The organism is Mesobacillus sp. ABV4_180 (assembly GCF_056158485.1).
The window spans coordinates 2,822,170-2,838,098 of record NZ_JBSWTJ010000001.1 but is presented as its reverse complement, the minus strand read 5'-3'; the positions used below and the strand labels follow the sequence as shown (position 1 = coordinate 2,838,098).

The 15,929-nt window shown below is 39.3% G+C and carries 26 protein-coding genes; 22 read left to right on the top strand and 4 right to left on the bottom strand.

All coding sequences use genetic code 11. The annotated features are described in order from the left end of the window. The first annotated feature begins 97 nt into the window (after positions 1–97). From ACXAEA_RS14575 to ACXAEA_RS14545, 7 genes are all read left to right on the top strand, one after another. Positions 98–1,030, top strand: a complete 933-nt coding sequence (locus ACXAEA_RS14575) for a collagenase (protein ID WP_475096606.1) — start codon at positions 98–100, stop codon at positions 1,028–1,030. 53 nt (positions 1,031–1,083) lie between these two features. Next, entirely contained in the window at positions 1,084–1,698 is a 615-nt protein-coding gene (locus tag ACXAEA_RS14570; protein ID WP_475096605.1) for a class I SAM-dependent methyltransferase, read from the top strand. A gap of 133 nt (positions 1,699–1,831) precedes the next feature. Continuing rightward, a complete protein-coding gene (locus tag ACXAEA_RS14565) occupies positions 1,832–2,845 on the top strand; it encodes a phosphotransferase enzyme family protein (RefSeq protein ID WP_475098133.1) in 1,014 nt (337 codons plus the stop codon). Positions 2,846–2,934: 89 nt separating this feature from the next. Then, the gene (locus ACXAEA_RS14560) at positions 2,935–3,387 is read left to right on the top strand and encodes an NUDIX hydrolase (RefSeq protein WP_475096604.1); all 453 of its coding nucleotides are present in this window, start codon (positions 2,935–2,937) and stop codon (positions 3,385–3,387) included. 2 nt (positions 3,388–3,389) lie between these two features. Beyond that, positions 3,390–3,893, top strand: coding sequence for a hypothetical protein (locus tag ACXAEA_RS14555; RefSeq protein ID WP_475096603.1), 504 nt, complete (start codon positions 3,390–3,392; stop codon positions 3,891–3,893). 18 nt (positions 3,894–3,911) lie between these two features. Continuing rightward, complete coding sequence (locus tag ACXAEA_RS14550) at positions 3,912–4,388, top strand: NUDIX hydrolase (protein WP_475096602.1); 477 nt, start codon at positions 3,912–3,914, stop codon at positions 4,386–4,388. Positions 4,389–4,399: 11 nt separating this feature from the next. Further along, complete coding sequence (locus tag ACXAEA_RS14545) at positions 4,400–4,768, top strand: cupin (protein ID WP_475096601.1); 369 nt, start codon at positions 4,400–4,402, stop codon at positions 4,766–4,768. 69 nt (positions 4,769–4,837) lie between these two features. Here ACXAEA_RS14545 and ACXAEA_RS14540 read toward each other — a convergent pair whose 3' ends face one another. Then, a complete protein-coding gene (locus tag ACXAEA_RS14540) occupies positions 4,838–5,230 on the bottom strand; it encodes an NUDIX hydrolase (RefSeq protein WP_475096600.1) in 393 nt (130 codons plus the stop codon). A gap of 126 nt (positions 5,231–5,356) precedes the next feature. Here ACXAEA_RS14540 and ACXAEA_RS14535 point away from each other — a divergent pair, with 126 nt between their 5' ends. Next, positions 5,357–5,761, top strand: coding sequence for a VOC family protein (locus tag ACXAEA_RS14535; RefSeq protein ID WP_475096599.1), 405 nt, complete (start codon positions 5,357–5,359; stop codon positions 5,759–5,761). Further along, positions 5,758–5,994, top strand: a complete 237-nt coding sequence (locus ACXAEA_RS14530) for a DUF3977 family protein (RefSeq protein ID WP_475096598.1) — start codon at positions 5,758–5,760, stop codon at positions 5,992–5,994. Before ACXAEA_RS14535 ends, ACXAEA_RS14530 begins: the two co-directional genes overlap by 4 nt. A gap of 73 nt (positions 5,995–6,067) precedes the next feature. Here the strand turns inward: ACXAEA_RS14530 and ACXAEA_RS14525 are convergent, their stop codons facing one another. Then, entirely contained in the window at positions 6,068–6,541 is a 474-nt protein-coding gene (locus ACXAEA_RS14525; RefSeq protein ID WP_475096597.1) for a hypothetical protein, read from the bottom strand. A 159-nt stretch (positions 6,542–6,700) separates the two neighbouring features. Between ACXAEA_RS14525 and ACXAEA_RS14520 the strand changes: the two genes are divergently transcribed. From ACXAEA_RS14520 to ACXAEA_RS14490, 7 genes are all read left to right on the top strand, one after another. Next, positions 6,701–7,174 (top strand): NUDIX domain-containing protein, encoded by a 474-nt coding sequence (locus ACXAEA_RS14520; protein ID WP_475096596.1) that lies wholly within the window; start codon positions 6,701–6,703, stop codon positions 7,172–7,174. Between the two features lie 29 nt (positions 7,175–7,203). Then, entirely contained in the window at positions 7,204–7,686 is a 483-nt protein-coding gene (locus ACXAEA_RS14515; protein ID WP_475096595.1) for a GNAT family N-acetyltransferase, read from the top strand. A 117-nt stretch (positions 7,687–7,803) separates the two neighbouring features. Beyond that, a complete protein-coding gene (locus tag ACXAEA_RS14510; protein ID WP_475096594.1) occupies positions 7,804–8,277 on the top strand; it encodes a GyrI-like domain-containing protein in 474 nt (157 codons plus the stop codon). 74 nt (positions 8,278–8,351) lie between these two features. Beyond that, positions 8,352–8,735, top strand: a complete 384-nt coding sequence (locus tag ACXAEA_RS14505) for a DUF2500 domain-containing protein (RefSeq protein ID WP_475096593.1) — start codon at positions 8,352–8,354, stop codon at positions 8,733–8,735. A 34-nt stretch (positions 8,736–8,769) separates the two neighbouring features. Then, the gene (locus ACXAEA_RS14500; protein WP_475096592.1) at positions 8,770–9,165 is read left to right on the top strand and encodes a hypothetical protein; all 396 of its coding nucleotides are present in this window, start codon (positions 8,770–8,772) and stop codon (positions 9,163–9,165) included. A gap of 23 nt (positions 9,166–9,188) precedes the next feature. Beyond that, positions 9,189–9,677, top strand: coding sequence for a hypothetical protein (locus ACXAEA_RS14495; RefSeq protein ID WP_475096591.1), 489 nt, complete (start codon positions 9,189–9,191; stop codon positions 9,675–9,677). A gap of 1 nt (position 9,678) precedes the next feature. After that, on the top strand, positions 9,679–10,116 hold the full coding sequence (locus tag ACXAEA_RS14490) for a hypothetical protein (protein WP_475096590.1): 438 nt from the start codon (positions 9,679–9,681) through the stop codon (positions 10,114–10,116). A 28-nt stretch (positions 10,117–10,144) separates the two neighbouring features. Here ACXAEA_RS14490 and ACXAEA_RS14485 read toward each other — a convergent pair whose 3' ends face one another. Next, a complete protein-coding gene (locus ACXAEA_RS14485; protein ID WP_475096589.1) occupies positions 10,145–10,600 on the bottom strand; it encodes a putative periplasmic lipoprotein in 456 nt (151 codons plus the stop codon). A gap of 115 nt (positions 10,601–10,715) precedes the next feature. On the opposite strand from ACXAEA_RS14485, the gene ACXAEA_RS14480 reads away from it, so the two are divergent. From ACXAEA_RS14480 to ACXAEA_RS14455, 6 genes are all read left to right on the top strand, one after another. Then, positions 10,716–11,120 (top strand): VOC family protein, encoded by a 405-nt coding sequence (locus ACXAEA_RS14480; protein ID WP_475096588.1) that lies wholly within the window; start codon positions 10,716–10,718, stop codon positions 11,118–11,120. Beyond that, entirely contained in the window at positions 11,117–11,677 is a 561-nt protein-coding gene (locus ACXAEA_RS14475) for an AAA family ATPase (RefSeq protein ID WP_475096587.1), read from the top strand. The genes ACXAEA_RS14480 and ACXAEA_RS14475 overlap by 4 nt, the downstream gene beginning before the upstream one ends. A 21-nt stretch (positions 11,678–11,698) precedes the next feature. Beyond that, entirely contained in the window at positions 11,699–12,280 is a 582-nt protein-coding gene (locus ACXAEA_RS14470) for a DUF899 family protein (protein WP_475096586.1), read from the top strand. 81 nt (positions 12,281–12,361) lie between these two features. Then, positions 12,362–12,805: a GyrI-like domain-containing protein gene (locus ACXAEA_RS14465; RefSeq protein WP_475096585.1), complete on the top strand. Its 444-nt coding sequence runs from the start codon at positions 12,362–12,364 to the stop codon at positions 12,803–12,805. Positions 12,806–12,905: 100 nt separating this feature from the next. Then, the gene (locus tag ACXAEA_RS14460; protein WP_475096584.1) at positions 12,906–13,646 is read left to right on the top strand and encodes a class I SAM-dependent methyltransferase; all 741 of its coding nucleotides are present in this window, start codon (positions 12,906–12,908) and stop codon (positions 13,644–13,646) included. Positions 13,647–13,650: 4 nt separating this feature from the next. Then, positions 13,651–14,133 carry a GNAT family N-acetyltransferase gene (locus ACXAEA_RS14455; RefSeq protein WP_475096583.1) on the top strand — a complete coding sequence of 161 codons (483 nt, stop codon included), beginning with the start codon at positions 13,651–13,653 and terminating at the stop codon, positions 14,131–14,133. A gap of 1,350 nt (positions 14,134–15,483) precedes the next feature. Here ACXAEA_RS14455 and ACXAEA_RS14450 read toward each other — a convergent pair. After that, positions 15,484–15,894: a nuclease-related domain-containing protein gene (locus tag ACXAEA_RS14450; RefSeq protein ID WP_475096582.1), complete on the bottom strand. Its 411-nt coding sequence runs from the start codon at positions 15,892–15,894 to the stop codon at positions 15,484–15,486. Positions 15,895–15,929: the final 35 nt, after the last annotated feature.

Here is a 15,929-nt window from a genome sequence, read left to right as displayed (position 1 = left end):
AAAAAAGCGCATTGCCTCAGCCGGGAACACAAGAATACTATCGTGGGAAGTCTGAAATTTGAAAATAATTAGATAGTCAGATGAAATGAGGAAAGAAATGAGCGACAGAGCTTATGCAAGAATTAAATTATGGTTGTTAGTTTTTGGTGTCATACTCATCATTTTTCTAGTTTCTGCGATTGGTGTTATCAAAACATTTCAGAAGGAATTGAATGCGAAGACAGATGGTAATACATCATTATTTGCTACGTTCATAACGATGATCTCATTGGATTATGACAGTGAATTAGAAAAAGAGCTTAAAAATAAGAGCCTGAAGCAGGATCATAATCATGTTTCAATTTACTATCAGGAAGAGAACAAGGAACTAATTCCCCAGACTATTGAAACACTGAAATGGGCAGATGAAAAAGTAATTGAGGTAGTAGGAGAGTTCGATGAGAAGCCAATTGATTTTATCTTTATGGATAGAGATAAACTGGAACAACTATCAGATATAGATGGGGTTGCAGGCTTTTATTCGAATTTTGATAGACTCATTGGTATTAATGTAGATGATGAAAGTCTAGAAGGAATCCTCGAGGAGAATGAAACTCCATTATATTTTTTCCAAAAGAAAATTTTGCATGAATATGCTCATTATGCGACCTTCCGAAAGTTGGAGAAAGAGAAGATGAGCAGTGATTCCTTACCAGAATGGTTCGTTGAAGGAGTTGCTGAATTTGTAGGAAACGACAAAACAGAAGTTCATTTCGACTCCTTTCAATATGAAACAGTCCCGTTAGGAAGTATCAGCTGGGGTAATGATTTTCAGGAAGCCCGTCTTACAACAAAAGCCGACCCTTATATGCAAAGTTATTTCACGGTCAACTATTTAATTCAAAAGCACGGAGAGAATGTGGTAACAGAATTAATTGGTAAGACGAAAGAAACTGGGGATTTTTATAAGGCATTGGAGTTAATTACAGGCCAAACTCTTCCTGAATTTGATGAAGCGATTGCAAGTTATTATCATACAATGACTCAATAAAAATGATGAAATGAACCTTAAAATAGTATGGCTATTTCAAAGGAGGAACTTTCTTGTTGAATAAACAAGGCTTTGATTTATGGGCAGATGGCTATGATCAGACTGTTCAAGTTAGTGAAGATAATAATGTATATCCCTTTGCTGGATATAAAGTAATATTAAATTCAATTTTTAATGATGTAATGGAGAAGGAGCAATCCTGTGTCTTGGATATTGGCTTTGGGACAGGTGTGCTTACTTCTATGCTCTATGAAAAAGGGCATCTAATCGATGGAATCGATTTTTCCTCAAGGATGATTGAGTTAGCCCAGCCAAAAATGCCTGATGCTAACTTGATAGAATGGGATATTGCAAATGGGCTTCCAGATCGGGTTAAGGATAAGAAGTATAACTTCATTATAAGTACGTATGCATTGCATCATTTGACTAAGGAGGATAAAGTGACATTTATCCAACAGTTGCTGCCATTGCTCAACGATGAAGGGAAAATACTAATCGGGGACATTGCATTCCAAACAAGGCAGCAGATGGAGACATGCAGAATGAATAGTTTGGATGATTGGGATCACGATGAACATTACTTTGTTTTTGATGAAATCTATTCTCTGCTGGAAAACAGCTGCAGGTGTGAATTCAAGGTTATTTCGCATTGTGCAGCGTCATTGTAATTTCAAAATGAAAATATTAATTATTATTAGTCCTGTTATCGTCATTTTAGGCCGTCAACTATAAAGGAAGAATGCTTTTTGGTAGACTTTTTTGGCTTTCTCAAAAACTTTAACCTATAAAGAGGAATTAATAATGACCCAACAAATCGTGGAGAGAGCTCTTGATGCTTACAATCTTTGTCAGCATTCATTATTAATTGAAAAAGAACTTCCGAGTTGGAGCCAAGATCTTCATTATAAAATTCTGGCAGGTGGAAAAGCATACTCGGCAAGATTCTTGAAAGAAAACAGGTCTCCGAACAATGTTTTTGGAGAAATAACAGACGAAGTTTTATTAGAACAAACAAAGTTTTGTCGTTACATAGTGGATAAGGGTATTCCATTCATGAGGTTCGTATCTTCCAAAGAGGGCAATTCCTATACAAAGATCAAGTGGGAAGAGGAAAATTACCGTTTTATCTTGTTTGAATGGATAGAAGGGCATCATATTACTCACTGTGATCAGGACATGGCCAGGGAATTCGGAAAAATGGCAAGGCAGTTTCATGACATTGCTAGTGCTTTTAAGAGCTCAGTCTTCACAAAAAAATCCCACCTGATAGGGTACGAACAATTTGCAGAGCACTTGCATAACAAGATTATGTCGACCGCAATAAAAGATTATACATTATTGTTGGAATATATCGAGTTAGCTGAAAAGCATATTGCAATTGCCCGGACGGAGACTATGGACTTCATCATTCAATCCGATTTAAATCCATTAAATATCTTGTGGGATGATGACAAGAACATTATCGGGATTGTCGATTTTGAATCAATTGGGTATGGGGATCGAATTGAGGGGCTTGCATGGCTGATAAAATGGTATTCCCGAACAGAGGGTTTAGAGTCCTCAGAAATGTCGCCTGAAGTTACGAAGGCATTTTTACAAGGGTATAAGGCTATTGATTTTCTTCGGAAAGATGATTACGAGCGGCTTACCTCTCTTCTATGGCTATCGGGATGTATGAACTGGAATTTTGTTAAAGCTACAATATCAATACTAGAATCAGGTAATGAAGAAGAGTTAAAGGCTTATTTACTTGCTTATAAGAAACGTGGTGAGAAATTAATAGCCCTAGTTCCTGAAGCGTTTCTTATCAACTAAAAGAAACGCTTGTTCTTTTTCAGGAAAATGAAGGGAATTCTGGAATGCTGTCGAATTGTGTTTATCTATCAGAAATTCAGGAGGGGAATATGGGATACATAGAGGAATTGCGTAAAGTTGTAGGTAACCAGCCCATTATTCTAGTGGGAGTTGCTGTGGCGGTCGTTAATGAAGCGGGAGAATTTTTACTGCAAAAAAGAATGGATGGCCAATGGGGCGTTCCGGGCGGGTTTATCGAATTAGGTGAATCGACTGAAGAGGCTGGAAGAAGAGAAGTTTTGGAAGAAACCGGGCTGGAAACTGGAAAGTTTGAGCTTGTAGGCGTTTTTTCAGGGAAACAGCATTACGTGAAGCTTCCGAATGGAGACGAATTTTACTCTGTAACAGTTGCATACATTACGAAGGAAATCTTAGGCGGGGTTTTGAAGGCAGATGGAGTGGAAACCACTGAAGCTCGTTTCTTCAAGTTGAAAGAATTGCCTGACCAGCTACACCCAATGATCAAAAATCTCATGAAGCAATTTGTACTGAGGTCTGTTTAGAAATGCAGAAACGACTAAATCGGAAGTTATTTAATTTATACACTGGCGAATTGTTTGCCGTTATCACCTTTGCTTTCATGTGGATTCTTTACATTCAGCTTTATGATTGGGCAGAACCTTACTTAACCTCTTACTCTTCTTTATTTGCATTTGCTTTGCTGGAATTTATCCTGCTGCAGGGAAGTTATTACTGGTATTTAAAATGGACACAAGTTAAACGGAACGATTTTTCACACTTGCCCGTCCAAAAACTTCGAACATTTTCAGTTCTCAAGAGAGTAAACACCTGGTTCATTATAATAGGGGTATTAATATTAGTTTATCAAATTGTTACTAGACCAATTGAAATTTATTGGTTTATATTTCTCTTCCTTTTTGCGATGGTTGAACATATAAACTATTATTATGTCCGGCTTTCCTATCAAACGATTGATGAATGGAAGGAATTGAAGCGCCAAAAGGGCTTTAAGAAATCAAAATTGGCAAGAGAATTAAAGATTTTATAAATGATGGGTGGTTACAAAATGGATGCAACCTTTTACCTGGAAAAGACCGTTTTTAATTATCGAGTAGCAGCAATCATGATTGCAGATAATCATGTTCTTATTCATAAACAGGCGAAAGATGAGCACTGGGCATTGCCGGGCGGGAGAGTGGAAATCCTTGAAGATTCACAAACTAGCATTGTACGGGAAGTAAAAGAAGAGTTGGGGATGGATGTGAAGGTAGATCGCCTGCTATGGTTCACTGAAAACTTTTTTGACTATAAGGAGAGAAAGTTTCATGAAATTGGTTTGTATTATAAGGTATCTCCGGTTAACGGGAAATTCAATTTTCGAACCGGGGGATTCTTTGGAGAAGAAGGCGAGAGGCTGATTTACCAATGGGTTCCGATCAACCAGCTTGAAAATATTCGGCTTTATCCAGAGTTTATCAGGACGTCGCTTAGTGAATTGCCAGTGACACCGCAACAAGTGATTGTAAAGCAATATACTATATAAGGGGTGAGAGGGTGGAATTTTACACTTTTAAAAAGAAGAGCGGAATGAAAATCACAAAATTCGATTCGGACTTTATGATGTCGCGCATCATTAGAACGACAAATGCTACCCATATTGGTTTTATGTACCTAGAAAAGGACGGGATCATAGGTTTGCATCAGGCGACTATGCCGCAGCTTTTGTTAATTGTGAATGGCGAAGGCTTTGTTAGAGGAGAAACAGACGAATATCATAAAGTGGAGCCTGGCGTGGCCGTGTTTTGGGAAAAAGGTGAATGGCATGAAACGAAGACGGAAAAAGGGTTAACTGCGGTGGTAATTGAAAGTGAAGAGTTAACTCCTGAAACTTATATGGCGCTAGCTGCTAATGGTGAGGAATAAGGCTTAAAAATGATTAGAAGTTAAGGCAGCATCATGCAAAGGCTGCCTTATTAAGGAATTAACTTCTTTTTACATAATCGTAATTTTCAGAGCTTCCAGCACTCGTGAGACATGTAAATCATCTTGCATCGAATCAAGAGAATGCCACTTAATTTCTTTTAATGTTTGTTCGTTGCCAAGTTCAGGATCATAGCCCAACCGTGGAACTTCGTCATTTATAGGACGTACTAAAAAGCATCGTTCTTCACCGCCGCTATAGTGACCAGAAAATAGATAGTCAACAACTTCTACTTCGAGATTCACTTCTTCTTTTACCTCACGGATAACAGCTTCTTCAAATGTTTCACCTTTTTCAAGGCCACCACCGGGCAGTGTCCAGAAAGTTCTATCTGGGTATACATGTTTGGTCATCAGGATTTGATTGTTTTTAATAATAGCAGCGAATGCTCTGGGTCTCGTCAAAAGGTACACCTCTCAATTTATCTATTTGTATTATTTTACCATGATTTAATTGTAATGAATGAGAGGCTCGAAATTTTTAATGGAAAAAAGTTTTTTAATGATAATCATGAAGGAGATGAGCAATAAGTGATTTACGAAATGACTTATCAGGTGAGGGTAACGGATTTCAATGAAGCATTAAAATGGTATAAGACTCTATTACATAAAAAGCCAGATGTTATCCCTCATGAAGGGTTTGCAGAGTGGGAGCTGCTGCCTGGGTGCTGGCTCCAGATTGCTGAGGGAATGCCTTCTGATTGCAGTGGTCCGCTTCGGCTAGGTGTTGAATCAATTGAATCAGAGAGAACAAGAATGGTAAAAGAATTGGAGGTGGATCCCTTTGAGATTTTTTGGCGAGAGGAAGTTCCTGTGAAATGGGCTACTTTTTCCGATCCATGGGGGAATCAGATTGGATTCTTTGAATACATAAAAGAAGAAGAAATGAAGGAGAGAATTCATATGATTACAGCTTTAATGGATAAGCATCAGTGAGGTTCATTGAATTCGGTATAGGGAATACCTGGTTGGTCCGGACGGAAGTTGAACAAGAAGATGGAAGTGAGTTTGAAGAAAAAGGGGTAAGGGGACCGATAAAGTTCCAATCGCTGTATATCAGAATTTGGATCGGAAAAACAGTATGGATTTTTGATACAAAAGAAGGGTTTAAGAGGGTATCAAAGAGCCTAAAGAAAATGAAATTTATTATCGGAATCGTTAGTGAGTGACTTAAGTGGTTGTCCTGTTTAAGGGTTGCATAACCTTCAGATTGATAGGATCTGAAGATTAATGTTAAGCATTTCACCAGTAATATCTGCTGTAATATCTTCCTTGGCTGTTGTATAGCAAGTCAGAAGTTAAAAAGACACCCGCTGGCGGTATGCCTCCAGTGTGAATTGCGGGACCCGTGAGAGCTCTATCGGTTGTTGCGATCCAATTTCCAGACTGGCCAGCTTGTAAGGAAGGTGGTTTCATTGTGAACCGTCCACTTAGCACAAGATGCCGGACTTTGATTGCTGCATCATCATAGATGGTTAGATTGCCGGCAAAAGTTGCATAAGGTGAATCAAATCTGACTTGTTTTGTTTTTTCATCCCAGGTTCCCTGGATAGGAATAGGTGCCCCGCGAAAATCTGCTGTTCCAATTAGTTTATTTCCTGTAATGGAGTTGATGGTGATTGTTCCCCTGACTATTGGTTTCCCAGCGATTTCTGCGTCAATCCCCCAGCGAGAAGGTGCAGGCAAAATTCTCGTTGTATTCTGTTCATTTCGCAATCGTCTCTCTCCTTGTCAGCTTTTTTCTAAGTAAGTGATTATAGCCTATTAAGAAGTATATGCAGGAAGTGAGTGGATGGCGAAGGATTAGTTGGATTCATCTATCCAGCATCAACAAGAACAACCGTAATTAAGAAGGAATGAAAATGAGGGGAAATGATGAGTAGCTCGATAAATTATAAAATATGGACAGTTTGCATGATTAGAAATGGAAATCAAGTATTGTTGCTCGATCGGCAACACGACGACTTCAAAGGGTACATTCCGCCAGGCGGAAAAGTAATGTTCCCAGAAAGTATCGTAGAAAGTGCGATGAGAGAGGTGAAAGAGGAAACAGGATTAAATGTATGGAATTTAAAGTACAAAGGTCTATATGAATACGTGAACCCTGCAGCTAAGGATAGATACATGATTTTTAACTACATCACAGAATATTTCGAAGGCGAACTAATCGAGGACGGACCCGAAGGAAAAGCGGTTTGGGTCAATATTGAAGATGCTTTTCACCTTCCCATGCAGGAGTCTATTATGAGAAGGTTACCTTTATTTTTTCAAGAAGGGATTTTCGAAATCCAGGTTACATGGAATCATGAAGAGGATAAAGAAGACAGTGTGTCGATTAAAGTTACATAATGGAATCTTAAATACTAGGGGAGTGCCAAATGGCTAGAAAAACCGTTTCTTTACAATTTTATAAGCCAGAACATAAAAGCTCGCTGGAGAATTACAGTTTGTTAGATGACCAGATGAAATACACTGCCCTCCCTTTAAATGCTTTGGAAAAATGCGAAATAGAACCCGACCGCAATCCGATTGTCATTTTATATGGAACGCAGCCTGCCGGATTTTTTGTTCTTCATGGGTGGGAAGGCGTCAAGGCATTCTGCGATAACAAAAACGCCTTACTGTTAAGAGCTTATTCAATAAATGTGGCCTATCAAGGGAAAGGAATCGCGAAGGATTCAATGAGATTATTGCCTTCATTTGTAAAAGAACACTTTCCAGAGAAGAGTGAAATCATACTGGCTGTGAATCATGCTAACCTTGTTGCACAAAACGTATATAAGAAAGGCGGGTTCATTGATCAAGGAATCCGAGCAATGGGGAGCCAGGGGGAAATGTTTATTTATCATTTTGAATTATAATTTTGGAGTACATGACTTTATTGGCAACGCGTATTGGTGGCTTTATACACTTTCTATGCAGGCATTTCAACAACCCTATAGAAAGTGTGTAGTAAGAAAAAGGAGGTAACTGTAAATATGGGTGAAATAATTCAGCTTGGTAATCTGAAGTTTGTGGGATTTCGCGTCCTATGTGCTGGTGACCAATATATTGTTGAGATTCCGAGAGCATCGGAACAGTTAAGTATGCGGCTTGGAGAAATCAAAAATGTGCTTAGCCCAAATTTGCAGTTCGGTGTATTTGTTGTTGATTGCAGGACCGACAAAGAGGATGGCTATTGGGTGTGTGCAAAGGTATCGGAGTTTGAAGAAATTCCTTCCGATATGGTTACGTTAACAATCCCGGCTCAGACATACGCGGTTTATAGGCATAAGGGAGCTAATACTAAAATTAGAGAGGCATATGATCATTTACATAGCTGGATTGAACTGAACCAGTATCAACGGTTGACAGATAAATGGCACTTGGAAATTTTCCATAGCTGGACTGATCCTAAGCATGTAGATGTGGAACTTTGGGATACGGTGGAAAAAAATGAATCTTTTTCCTGATTTGTTCGTAAATCATAATATACAAAAACTGGATGTCCTTCAATTTGTATCTGGTTTTAAGGAGGTTGGGATGCATGACAGAAGTGCCTGGTGGTTTTATGAATGACGGGTCAGGAGATTTTTTATTTCAATTCGGCCCGCTTTTTATGGGAGCAATTTTCATTTTGGTTTTTGGATTCATCATTTTTACAATCATTAAAAGCATCGGGACTTGGAGCAAAAATAATCACGCACCGCGGCTGAATTCAAATGCAAGAGTGGTAACAAAAAGAACGAGTGTCCGTGGTGGCGGGGAAACAAATGCTCACAGCCTATATTACGTAACGTTTGAATTCGAAAGCGGAGACAGGCTTGAATTACAGGTGAATGGCCAGGAATATGGGCAGCTTGTTGAAGGAGATCACGGGGATCTTCAATTCCAGGGTACAAGATATTTAGGATTTAACCGATTTCGTTAAAGTTATTAGAGTTGCATGAGCAGCTCTATTTTTTATGGCTAAAATACATAAATACATAATTTTGGTAAGGGTTAGGGCAATACTAGTACAAATGACAAAAGTAGGTGAGACCTTGCCGCGTAAATCAGCTGCGAACCCTGAAGAGTCAGAAACAAAAGAAACTGAACATCCTAAGGACGGAAATAAGGATGAAATTGAAAATTTAAATCGGCTGCTGGCTTCAGTGTTGAATTATCTTTCAGATGATGAAGTAGAGGTCATCGATATTGAGTACTTATTGAATAATACAGAGGGCTTGCGAGATTGGTGGGATCAATATCGTGAGAGAAACAGGAAAGTGATTGAAGAGGAAATTAAGAAATCCCTTAGTGACCTATCCATCGAAGAATTAGAGAGCCTGAGGGAAAGAATCAAAGGGAACGATAAGTGAATCAAATGTAAAGGGTTTTGCATATGATCATACTTCTTTTATCAGTGCTGGTTTTTAATCTGCTTGCTTTTAAAATAAATAAAAGACTGACACCCAGCCAGGTTGTGCAAATTTGGACATTCACGATTGCATTTCAGTTGCTTTTTGATTTAATCGTTGAGTTTAAGTACCAGAGTTATTGGTATTTTACTCAGGGAGTAGACTGGGCAGGATTGATTCCGCGAACCGCCCTGATCCCGCCTGTAAACATACTATTTTTAAATTGGTTTCCTTTTGGAAAAAGCCTGATAAAAAGAATTTTGGTTTTGTTGGCCTTTGTTATCCTCATATTGCTTTATGAGTTAGCTGCCTTGCTTCCCGAGCCATGGGGATACTTCCATTATGGATGGTGGAAAATTGAGTATTCCGCAATCGTCGATCCAATGCTTCTGCTATCATTATTAGGATTCTATAAATGGATTCGCTGGCTTGAGCTTAAAAATAATCGTCTGAACAATAAAGGTGGTTATTAATTTGTACTGGGCGCCATACTTTGCATTGGCCGTTAACCTTCTGATAATTTGGTTCATGCCAAAGCGATTGACTGGAAGGGAAATTTACATAACATGGTTTGTCATTGCGCTGGTTAATCTGAGCACCGATGTCATGTTAGATTTGCACTTTAAGTTATATGAATTAAATGGGCCTGGTGTTCAACTATCTGTACATTTCATCGAGCTAACACTGGGTGCTTCATTCGGGATCATATATTTGAACTTCATGCCAAAAAGGCTTAAGCCATATATTTTTTACACAGTAGCATGGCTGGTTTTCACCATATTGTTTGAGCTTTTTATGGTCAAAGTCAAGTTTATTAATTACACTGGATGGCAGCCTGTGTACTCAATTTTTTACTACATAATTGCATTCGTTTTTATTAGATGGCATCTGTACTTTATAAGAAAAGAATGAGGCACTTCTTATCAGAAGCGCCTCGTTTTTAATTTGTAAGAAATGAACGCAGTAATAATTTGTCTTCCTTAATGGTGAATTCGAAATAATACTCTGCAGGGGGCTGTGCGAAAGTTACAGTAATGATGTCATCCTGAAAAATGTGAGCACAATATTCGAGCTTGCTGTAGTCAATCGATTGGAGGAAGTCCTGGTGATCTCCATTTTCAAATTGAAAAGAGCCAGTTTCTTTGTTGATTATGACGGTTGAATCTGCAATGGATTCAAGGTATTGGAAATCCTTTTGAACCATGGCATTCATTGCTTTCATCGATAGATTCATTGTTTCCCTCAGCTCGTGTGCACTAAGAGGCGGTCTTTCTTCCAGTTTTTCATGCAGCAGTTTGTTTTCTTTGACCAGCAATTCCATTTTAGGGTCAGGTTCTTCATTTGAACAACCAGCGAGTGATAACGATGTAGCTAGGATGATTAAAAACTTTTTCATAAATTTCCCACCTTCCATTTATTGGATTTTATCATTTGTTTGGGAGAAATAATAGATAGATAGGAAGGGAAAAGAGCGGAAGTGGAGAATTTTATTTTAGAAGGGTGGAGACGCGATGAGAAATAAGTTACTTAGAGTGGGGACGATTTATGTTCCTGTTAGTGATCCAGCACTCTCATCAGAGTGGTATTCCGATAAGCTTGAGGCACAAGTGAATTATCTTGAAGATGACAAAGCAATCCTCGACATAGCAAACATAAGCTTGTTTTTGGTAAAGTCTATAAACCAAAGCTCTAATTTTTTCGATGCAAGCGGTGTAGAGCGATTTATACTTACATATGAAGTGGATGGCTTAAATGCTTTAATTTCAATGCATGCTGATTTTAAAGAAAGAGGAATCAGTGTGGGTGACATCGAAAACAGGGGACATGCTGGCCGGAACTTTGTATTTTATGACCTGGACGGGAATAAATTTGATGTCTGGAGTGAGCTGAGCAAGGAGTTTAAGGAGGACTTATGAAGTTTGTTTTAATTTTTGGCCCGCAGGCGGTCGGTAAGATGACGGTCGGCCATGAACTTGAGAAGATTACGGAGTTAAAGCTTTTCCATAACCATATGACGATTGACTTGGTGAATCCGTTTTTTGATTACGGTACGAAAGAAGGAAAACGGCTTGTTGCACTTTTTCGCAAGGAAATCTTCGAGGCCATGGCCAAAAGTGATCAATACGGAATGATCTTTACCTTTGTCTGGGCATTTGACCTCAAAGCTGACTGGGAATACATCGATAGTGTATGCCGGATTTTCGAATCGCAAGGTGGAACCGTTTATTTTGTTGAACTGGAGGCAGATCTAGATGAAAGGCTTCAGAGAAACAAGTCCCCTCACCGTCTTGAACATAAACCGACTAAAAGGAATTTGGAGTGGTCCGAGCGGGATTTGGTGAAATCAATGGACCGATATCGTTTGAATTCTTTTGTTGGTGAGATTCAAAGAGAGAACTATTTGAAAATCAATAACACCAATTTGAGTGCTGCTGATGTTGCGAAGCGTGTTAAGGATCATTTTAATTTGTGAGGAAAAAGGGGAGAAAATTAAATGCAATCTATTAAACAATTAGAACAGGAAATTGAGGCAAAAGAGAATGAACTGACTCGGGTAAAGGAAGAACTGGCTGCTCTAAGAAAACAGCACCCTGCTTTTACAGTTGAGGATTATACATTCACGACAACCGAAGGTGAAAAGGTCCATTTGAGTGAGTTGTTCGGTGAGAAAAAGGAATTAATCGTTATTCATAATATGGGGCAGTCATGCTCTTATTGTACTCTCTGGGCTGACGGATTCAATGGATTTACGAAGCACCTTGAAAATAGAGCAGCGTTTGTTCTAGCCAGTCCGGATGATTATCAGGCATTAGCTGATTTTTCAAAGGATAGAGGCTGGACCTTCAGCAGTGTGTCAACAAAGGATACTACTTTTAAGGAAGACCTTGGTTTTAAGAAAGAATCCAGCAATTGGCCTGGCGTCTCGATTTTATTAAAAGAAGAAGATGGAGCAATAAAGCATTACACTAAGGCTTCTTTTGGACCTGGAGACGATTATTGCAGCATTTGGTCATTGTTTGAATTATTGCCAGGAGGAAGCGGTGACTGGGCTCCGAAGAAAAGGTATGAGGATTGAGTTTTGAGAATGGCTAGACCATCTCTTCAAAAAAACTGAACAAGGGTGAACTATAGAAGTAAACCTTAAGGGGGAATGTTGATGTGCCATTTAGTAACAAAGGAATTTTTAGTAGCTGGTATGAAAAATACTGGACTCTTTAGGGATTATGCTGAACTCGTGCCTCAAGCTGCGCAGCAATTTTTACAGCGTGCAGATCAAATTGAGCATAGTACAGGCATTGAAGTGGCGGTTTATGAGCCAAAAGTGGATGAGCATCATGAAGAAGGCAGCTTTTATGTTGGTATGCTGGTGAGTAAAAAGATGGAGAACTTGCCAGAGGGGATGGAGTACCTTCATTTTAATCATGCATACGCCGTGATTAAGGGAAAGAGCAGTGAAATGGGGAGCTTGTACTCAACGTTAGACCGATGGGTTGCTGAGCAGAGTTATCAGCGGGATACACCTGCACATAAAATTATTGAAGTGTATCATCCAGGGGAGTTTGAAGAGGAAGTAGAGATACATATTCCAGTTAAGAATTAAGGACAACGTTGCTGCGTTGTCTTATTTTTTTATTGCTTTGTTTTGTATTTATGTTAAAATATTGAAGATTTGCGAATCTTTAGATGCTGGAGGTAATCGGATGGAGTTCAGAGGTGCATCGGTATATGATGAAGGTGAATTTTTTAAGAATTACATGGAGCGAAGAAACCGGCCAGAAAGCCCGAACAACGTAATCGAAAAACCAATCTTGCTTGAGCTGCTAGGAAATGTTTTGGGGAAAAGGGTTTTGGATTTAGGATGCGGTGATGCAGGGATTGGGGTTGAACTGCTGGAGCGAGGCAGTTCCTCATATGTTGGGCTCGAAGGGTCGGAGAACATGGCACGAGCCGCTGTTTTGAATCTGGAAGGTACAGTAGGTAAAGTGCAACTAACTTCAATGGAAGAATGGGAGGCACTGCCTGGACAATTTGATATAGTTCTTTCCAGGTTTGCGATGCATTATATAGCCGATTTAGCCAGTATTTTCAAGAAGGTTTATGACACACTGGTGCCCGGAGGAAGCTTTGTTATAAGCGTTCAGCACCCCGTACTCACATCCTCCACGAAAAGCGCAGAGGGTTCCGGCAGGAGAACAGACTGGATTATCGATGATTATTTTAACCAGGGAGAGCGCCCTGAACCTTGGATTGGCAAAAAGGTAATTAAATACCATCGGACAGTCGAAGAGTATTTCCAGCTATTGCTGCAAGCGGGTTTCAAGGTAGATGACCTGAGAGAAGGGACGCCAAGACGCGAAATCTTCAGCAGCCTGGATGAGTATGAGCGGCGGATGAGAATTCCGTTGGTTTTGATGTTTGCATGTACGAAGGCTGGAGAGTGACAGGATGGAAATTAGGGCAGCGACTTCGGACGACTTGGAGGAGATCCTTACTTTATTAAATTCAGTTTCATTAGATTTAAGGGAAAAGGGAATCAACCAGTGGGAATATCCATGGGATAAAGGAAAACTTGAGGCTCAGATGGAGACTTTACACGTGGTTTCAGTTGACGGGGCTGTGATTGGGACATTTGGAATCCGAGATGTTTATCATATAGGGGAATTCAAAGTAAATGTCGGCAGCAAGTATTTATTTCAGATAGCCATTCATCCGGAATATCAGGGAAAAGGATTTGGTTCGGTGATTGCTTCGTGGGTCCTGGAAAATGCAAAAGATCCTCTGTATTTAGATTGCTGGGCAGGGAATGAAAAATTGAAGAGCTTTTATTTGGAGAATGGATTCGAATATGTAGGCGATTTTCCGGAAGAAGATTATTACATAAGTGTGTTTAAGGGTAATCCCGGAGGTACGAGGGAAATAGCCATATAGCAAAAGGGGTTACCGTGAAAAAGTTTACAAATTAGTCGAATTTCTTTAATCCAGCTTAACAATGCTATGGTAACGTAGAAGTGTAAGGGAACTCTCAAAATAAGGAGTGTTGACAATGGTCTACAAAGTCATCATTAATTTCTTATTGGTCTGTACCCATTTCTATCTGCTTTAACAAAGCTTTAACAAATTACGGCAATGACCTTTATATTTATCTATTAATATAAATACTAGGCAGGATAGCAAGTGTGGCTATCAAGGCAATCGGCGAAGGTGGGGCCGGTTGCTTATTTTTTTGGTATAAAACTAATATGCATATAAAAAAAGTAATTTTTCATGGCGATGACGGACAAATATGGAAGGAAACACTAGAAAAATGTACGTCATCAAGGCAATGACGGACAGTACTAGTAGGTATCTCGAGAAAAATGTCTGTCATCAAGACGATGACGGACAGATATGGAAGGAAACCTGAGAAAACTGTCCGTCATCAAGGTAATGACGGACAGAAATGGAGGGAAACCCGAGAAAAATGTCCGTCATCAAGGTAATGACGGACAGTACTGGAAGGAAACCCGAGAAAAATGTCCGTCATCAAGGTAATGACGGACAGTACTGGAAGGAAACTCGAGAAAAATGTCCGTCATCAAGGCAATGACGGACAGATATGGAAGGAAACCCGAGAAAAATGTCCGTCATCAAGGCAATGACGGACAGTACTAGTAGGAACCTCGAGAAAAGTGTCCGTCATCAAAGCGATGACGGACAGAAATGGAGGGAATTCCGAGAAAAATGTCCGTGATTGAGGTTCAAAATGTCAAAAAAGCAAGATTAATTGATTCATATAAATAATTTTAATAATACTTTGTCCATTGTTTACAACCTGTAGTTTTTAAGTTTTTACCTAGGATCCTTCTAATTCGTTTGCTGGATTCAATTGCCGCACACCATTCATTGATGGTGTTAGATGTTATATCTCGATCTGGATATAGTAATTTAAATTCAGCTACTGATCGCATAACAGCACTTTCAACCAACTCTTTGCTCCCACAAGCATTACATACTAAATACTTATGTTGTGTTGCCGTCACCGAAAAAGAATCGCATTCTCTGCAGGTGATTCCCTTCTTCAGCTGATTGTAGTCGTAGGGTGGCAATTTATTGAAGGATGAATCTGTCTGATGCAGTTCAACGAGTTTGGTTGCAAGTTTTTTATGACCAGTGTTTATTTTCCCTTGCTGTGAACTGAGTTCGTTGAAGAGTCTTTTTAGTTGTGTGGGAAAAATGAAGGGGAGATCGGTTGGTGTCTGATAAAGTGTGAATTCGGGATTTACGAATACGACAAAAGCTTTAAAGGTTATAGCCTATTTGATTAAGTAGTTTTTTATATAAGATTTTGCTGCGATTGAGTTGGTCGAGAGGGTTTTTGATGACGGTACTCGTGGTGGTTGATGTCAGACCGTCTGCTTTGTAAATGTAATCTCCAGAGTTATTCTTTATTTCGAAAACATCCATGGTTTCGGCGAAGATAATCAACGAATCGATCTGGAATGTGGTTTTTTCTACTTCAAACAATAGTTCGTTTAAAATGAGGCAGCTATTTGTTAGTTTCTCTGTCAGCAGATCAAATTTGACCTCTCCTTTATATCCTTTATCCAATGAATTGAAATACCTGTTTTCTTCCTCCGTGAGCTTCATTCGTTTTTTCAAAATCCTTAGTTTCGTCAGGACCATAGGTTCCATTCTCTCTTTAAAAGCCATTCATTACATCCTCACTATTAAAAATTGATATCCAT

Bases quoted from the DNA above. Each gene is read 5' to 3' on its own strand.
- ACXAEA_RS14575 (WP_475096606.1), top strand. From the start codon at position 98: ATGAGCGACAGAGCTTATGCAAGAATTAAATTATGGTTGTTAGTTTTT.
- ACXAEA_RS14565 (WP_475098133.1), top strand. From the start codon at position 1,832: ATGACCCAACAAATCGTGGAGAGAGCTCTTGATGCTTACAATCTTTGT.
- ACXAEA_RS14560 (WP_475096604.1), top strand. From the start codon at position 2,935: ATGGGATACATAGAGGAATTGCGTAAAGTTGTAGGTAACCAGCCCATT.
- ACXAEA_RS14555 (WP_475096603.1), top strand. From the start codon at position 3,390: ATGCAGAAACGACTAAATCGGAAGTTATTTAATTTATACACTGGCGAA.
- ACXAEA_RS14550 (WP_475096602.1), top strand. From the start codon at position 3,912: ATGGATGCAACCTTTTACCTGGAAAAGACCGTTTTTAATTATCGAGTA.
- ACXAEA_RS14520 (WP_475096596.1), top strand. From the start codon at position 6,701: ATGAGTAGCTCGATAAATTATAAAATATGGACAGTTTGCATGATTAGA.
- ACXAEA_RS14515 (WP_475096595.1), top strand. From the start codon at position 7,204: ATGGCTAGAAAAACCGTTTCTTTACAATTTTATAAGCCAGAACATAAA.
- ACXAEA_RS14510 (WP_475096594.1), top strand. From the start codon at position 7,804: ATGGGTGAAATAATTCAGCTTGGTAATCTGAAGTTTGTGGGATTTCGC.
- ACXAEA_RS14505 (WP_475096593.1), top strand. From the start codon at position 8,352: ATGACAGAAGTGCCTGGTGGTTTTATGAATGACGGGTCAGGAGATTTT.
- ACXAEA_RS14500 (WP_475096592.1), top strand. From the start codon at position 8,770: ATGGCTAAAATACATAAATACATAATTTTGGTAAGGGTTAGGGCAATA.
- ACXAEA_RS14495 (WP_475096591.1), top strand. From the start codon at position 9,189: ATGATCATACTTCTTTTATCAGTGCTGGTTTTTAATCTGCTTGCTTTT.
- ACXAEA_RS14485 (WP_475096589.1), bottom strand. From the start codon at position 10,600: ATGAAAAAGTTTTTAATCATCCTAGCTACATCGTTATCACTCGCTGGT.
- ACXAEA_RS14480 (WP_475096588.1), top strand. From the start codon at position 10,716: ATGAGAAATAAGTTACTTAGAGTGGGGACGATTTATGTTCCTGTTAGT.
- ACXAEA_RS14475 (WP_475096587.1), top strand. From the start codon at position 11,117: ATGAAGTTTGTTTTAATTTTTGGCCCGCAGGCGGTCGGTAAGATGACG.
- ACXAEA_RS14470 (WP_475096586.1), top strand. From the start codon at position 11,699: ATGCAATCTATTAAACAATTAGAACAGGAAATTGAGGCAAAAGAGAAT.
- ACXAEA_RS14465 (WP_475096585.1), top strand. From the start codon at position 12,362: ATGTGCCATTTAGTAACAAAGGAATTTTTAGTAGCTGGTATGAAAAAT.
- ACXAEA_RS14460 (WP_475096584.1), top strand. From the start codon at position 12,906: ATGGAGTTCAGAGGTGCATCGGTATATGATGAAGGTGAATTTTTTAAG.
- ACXAEA_RS14455 (WP_475096583.1), top strand. From the start codon at position 13,651: ATGGAAATTAGGGCAGCGACTTCGGACGACTTGGAGGAGATCCTTACT.
- ACXAEA_RS14450 (WP_475096582.1), bottom strand. From the start codon at position 15,894: ATGGCTTTTAAAGAGAGAATGGAACCTATGGTCCTGACGAAACTAAGG.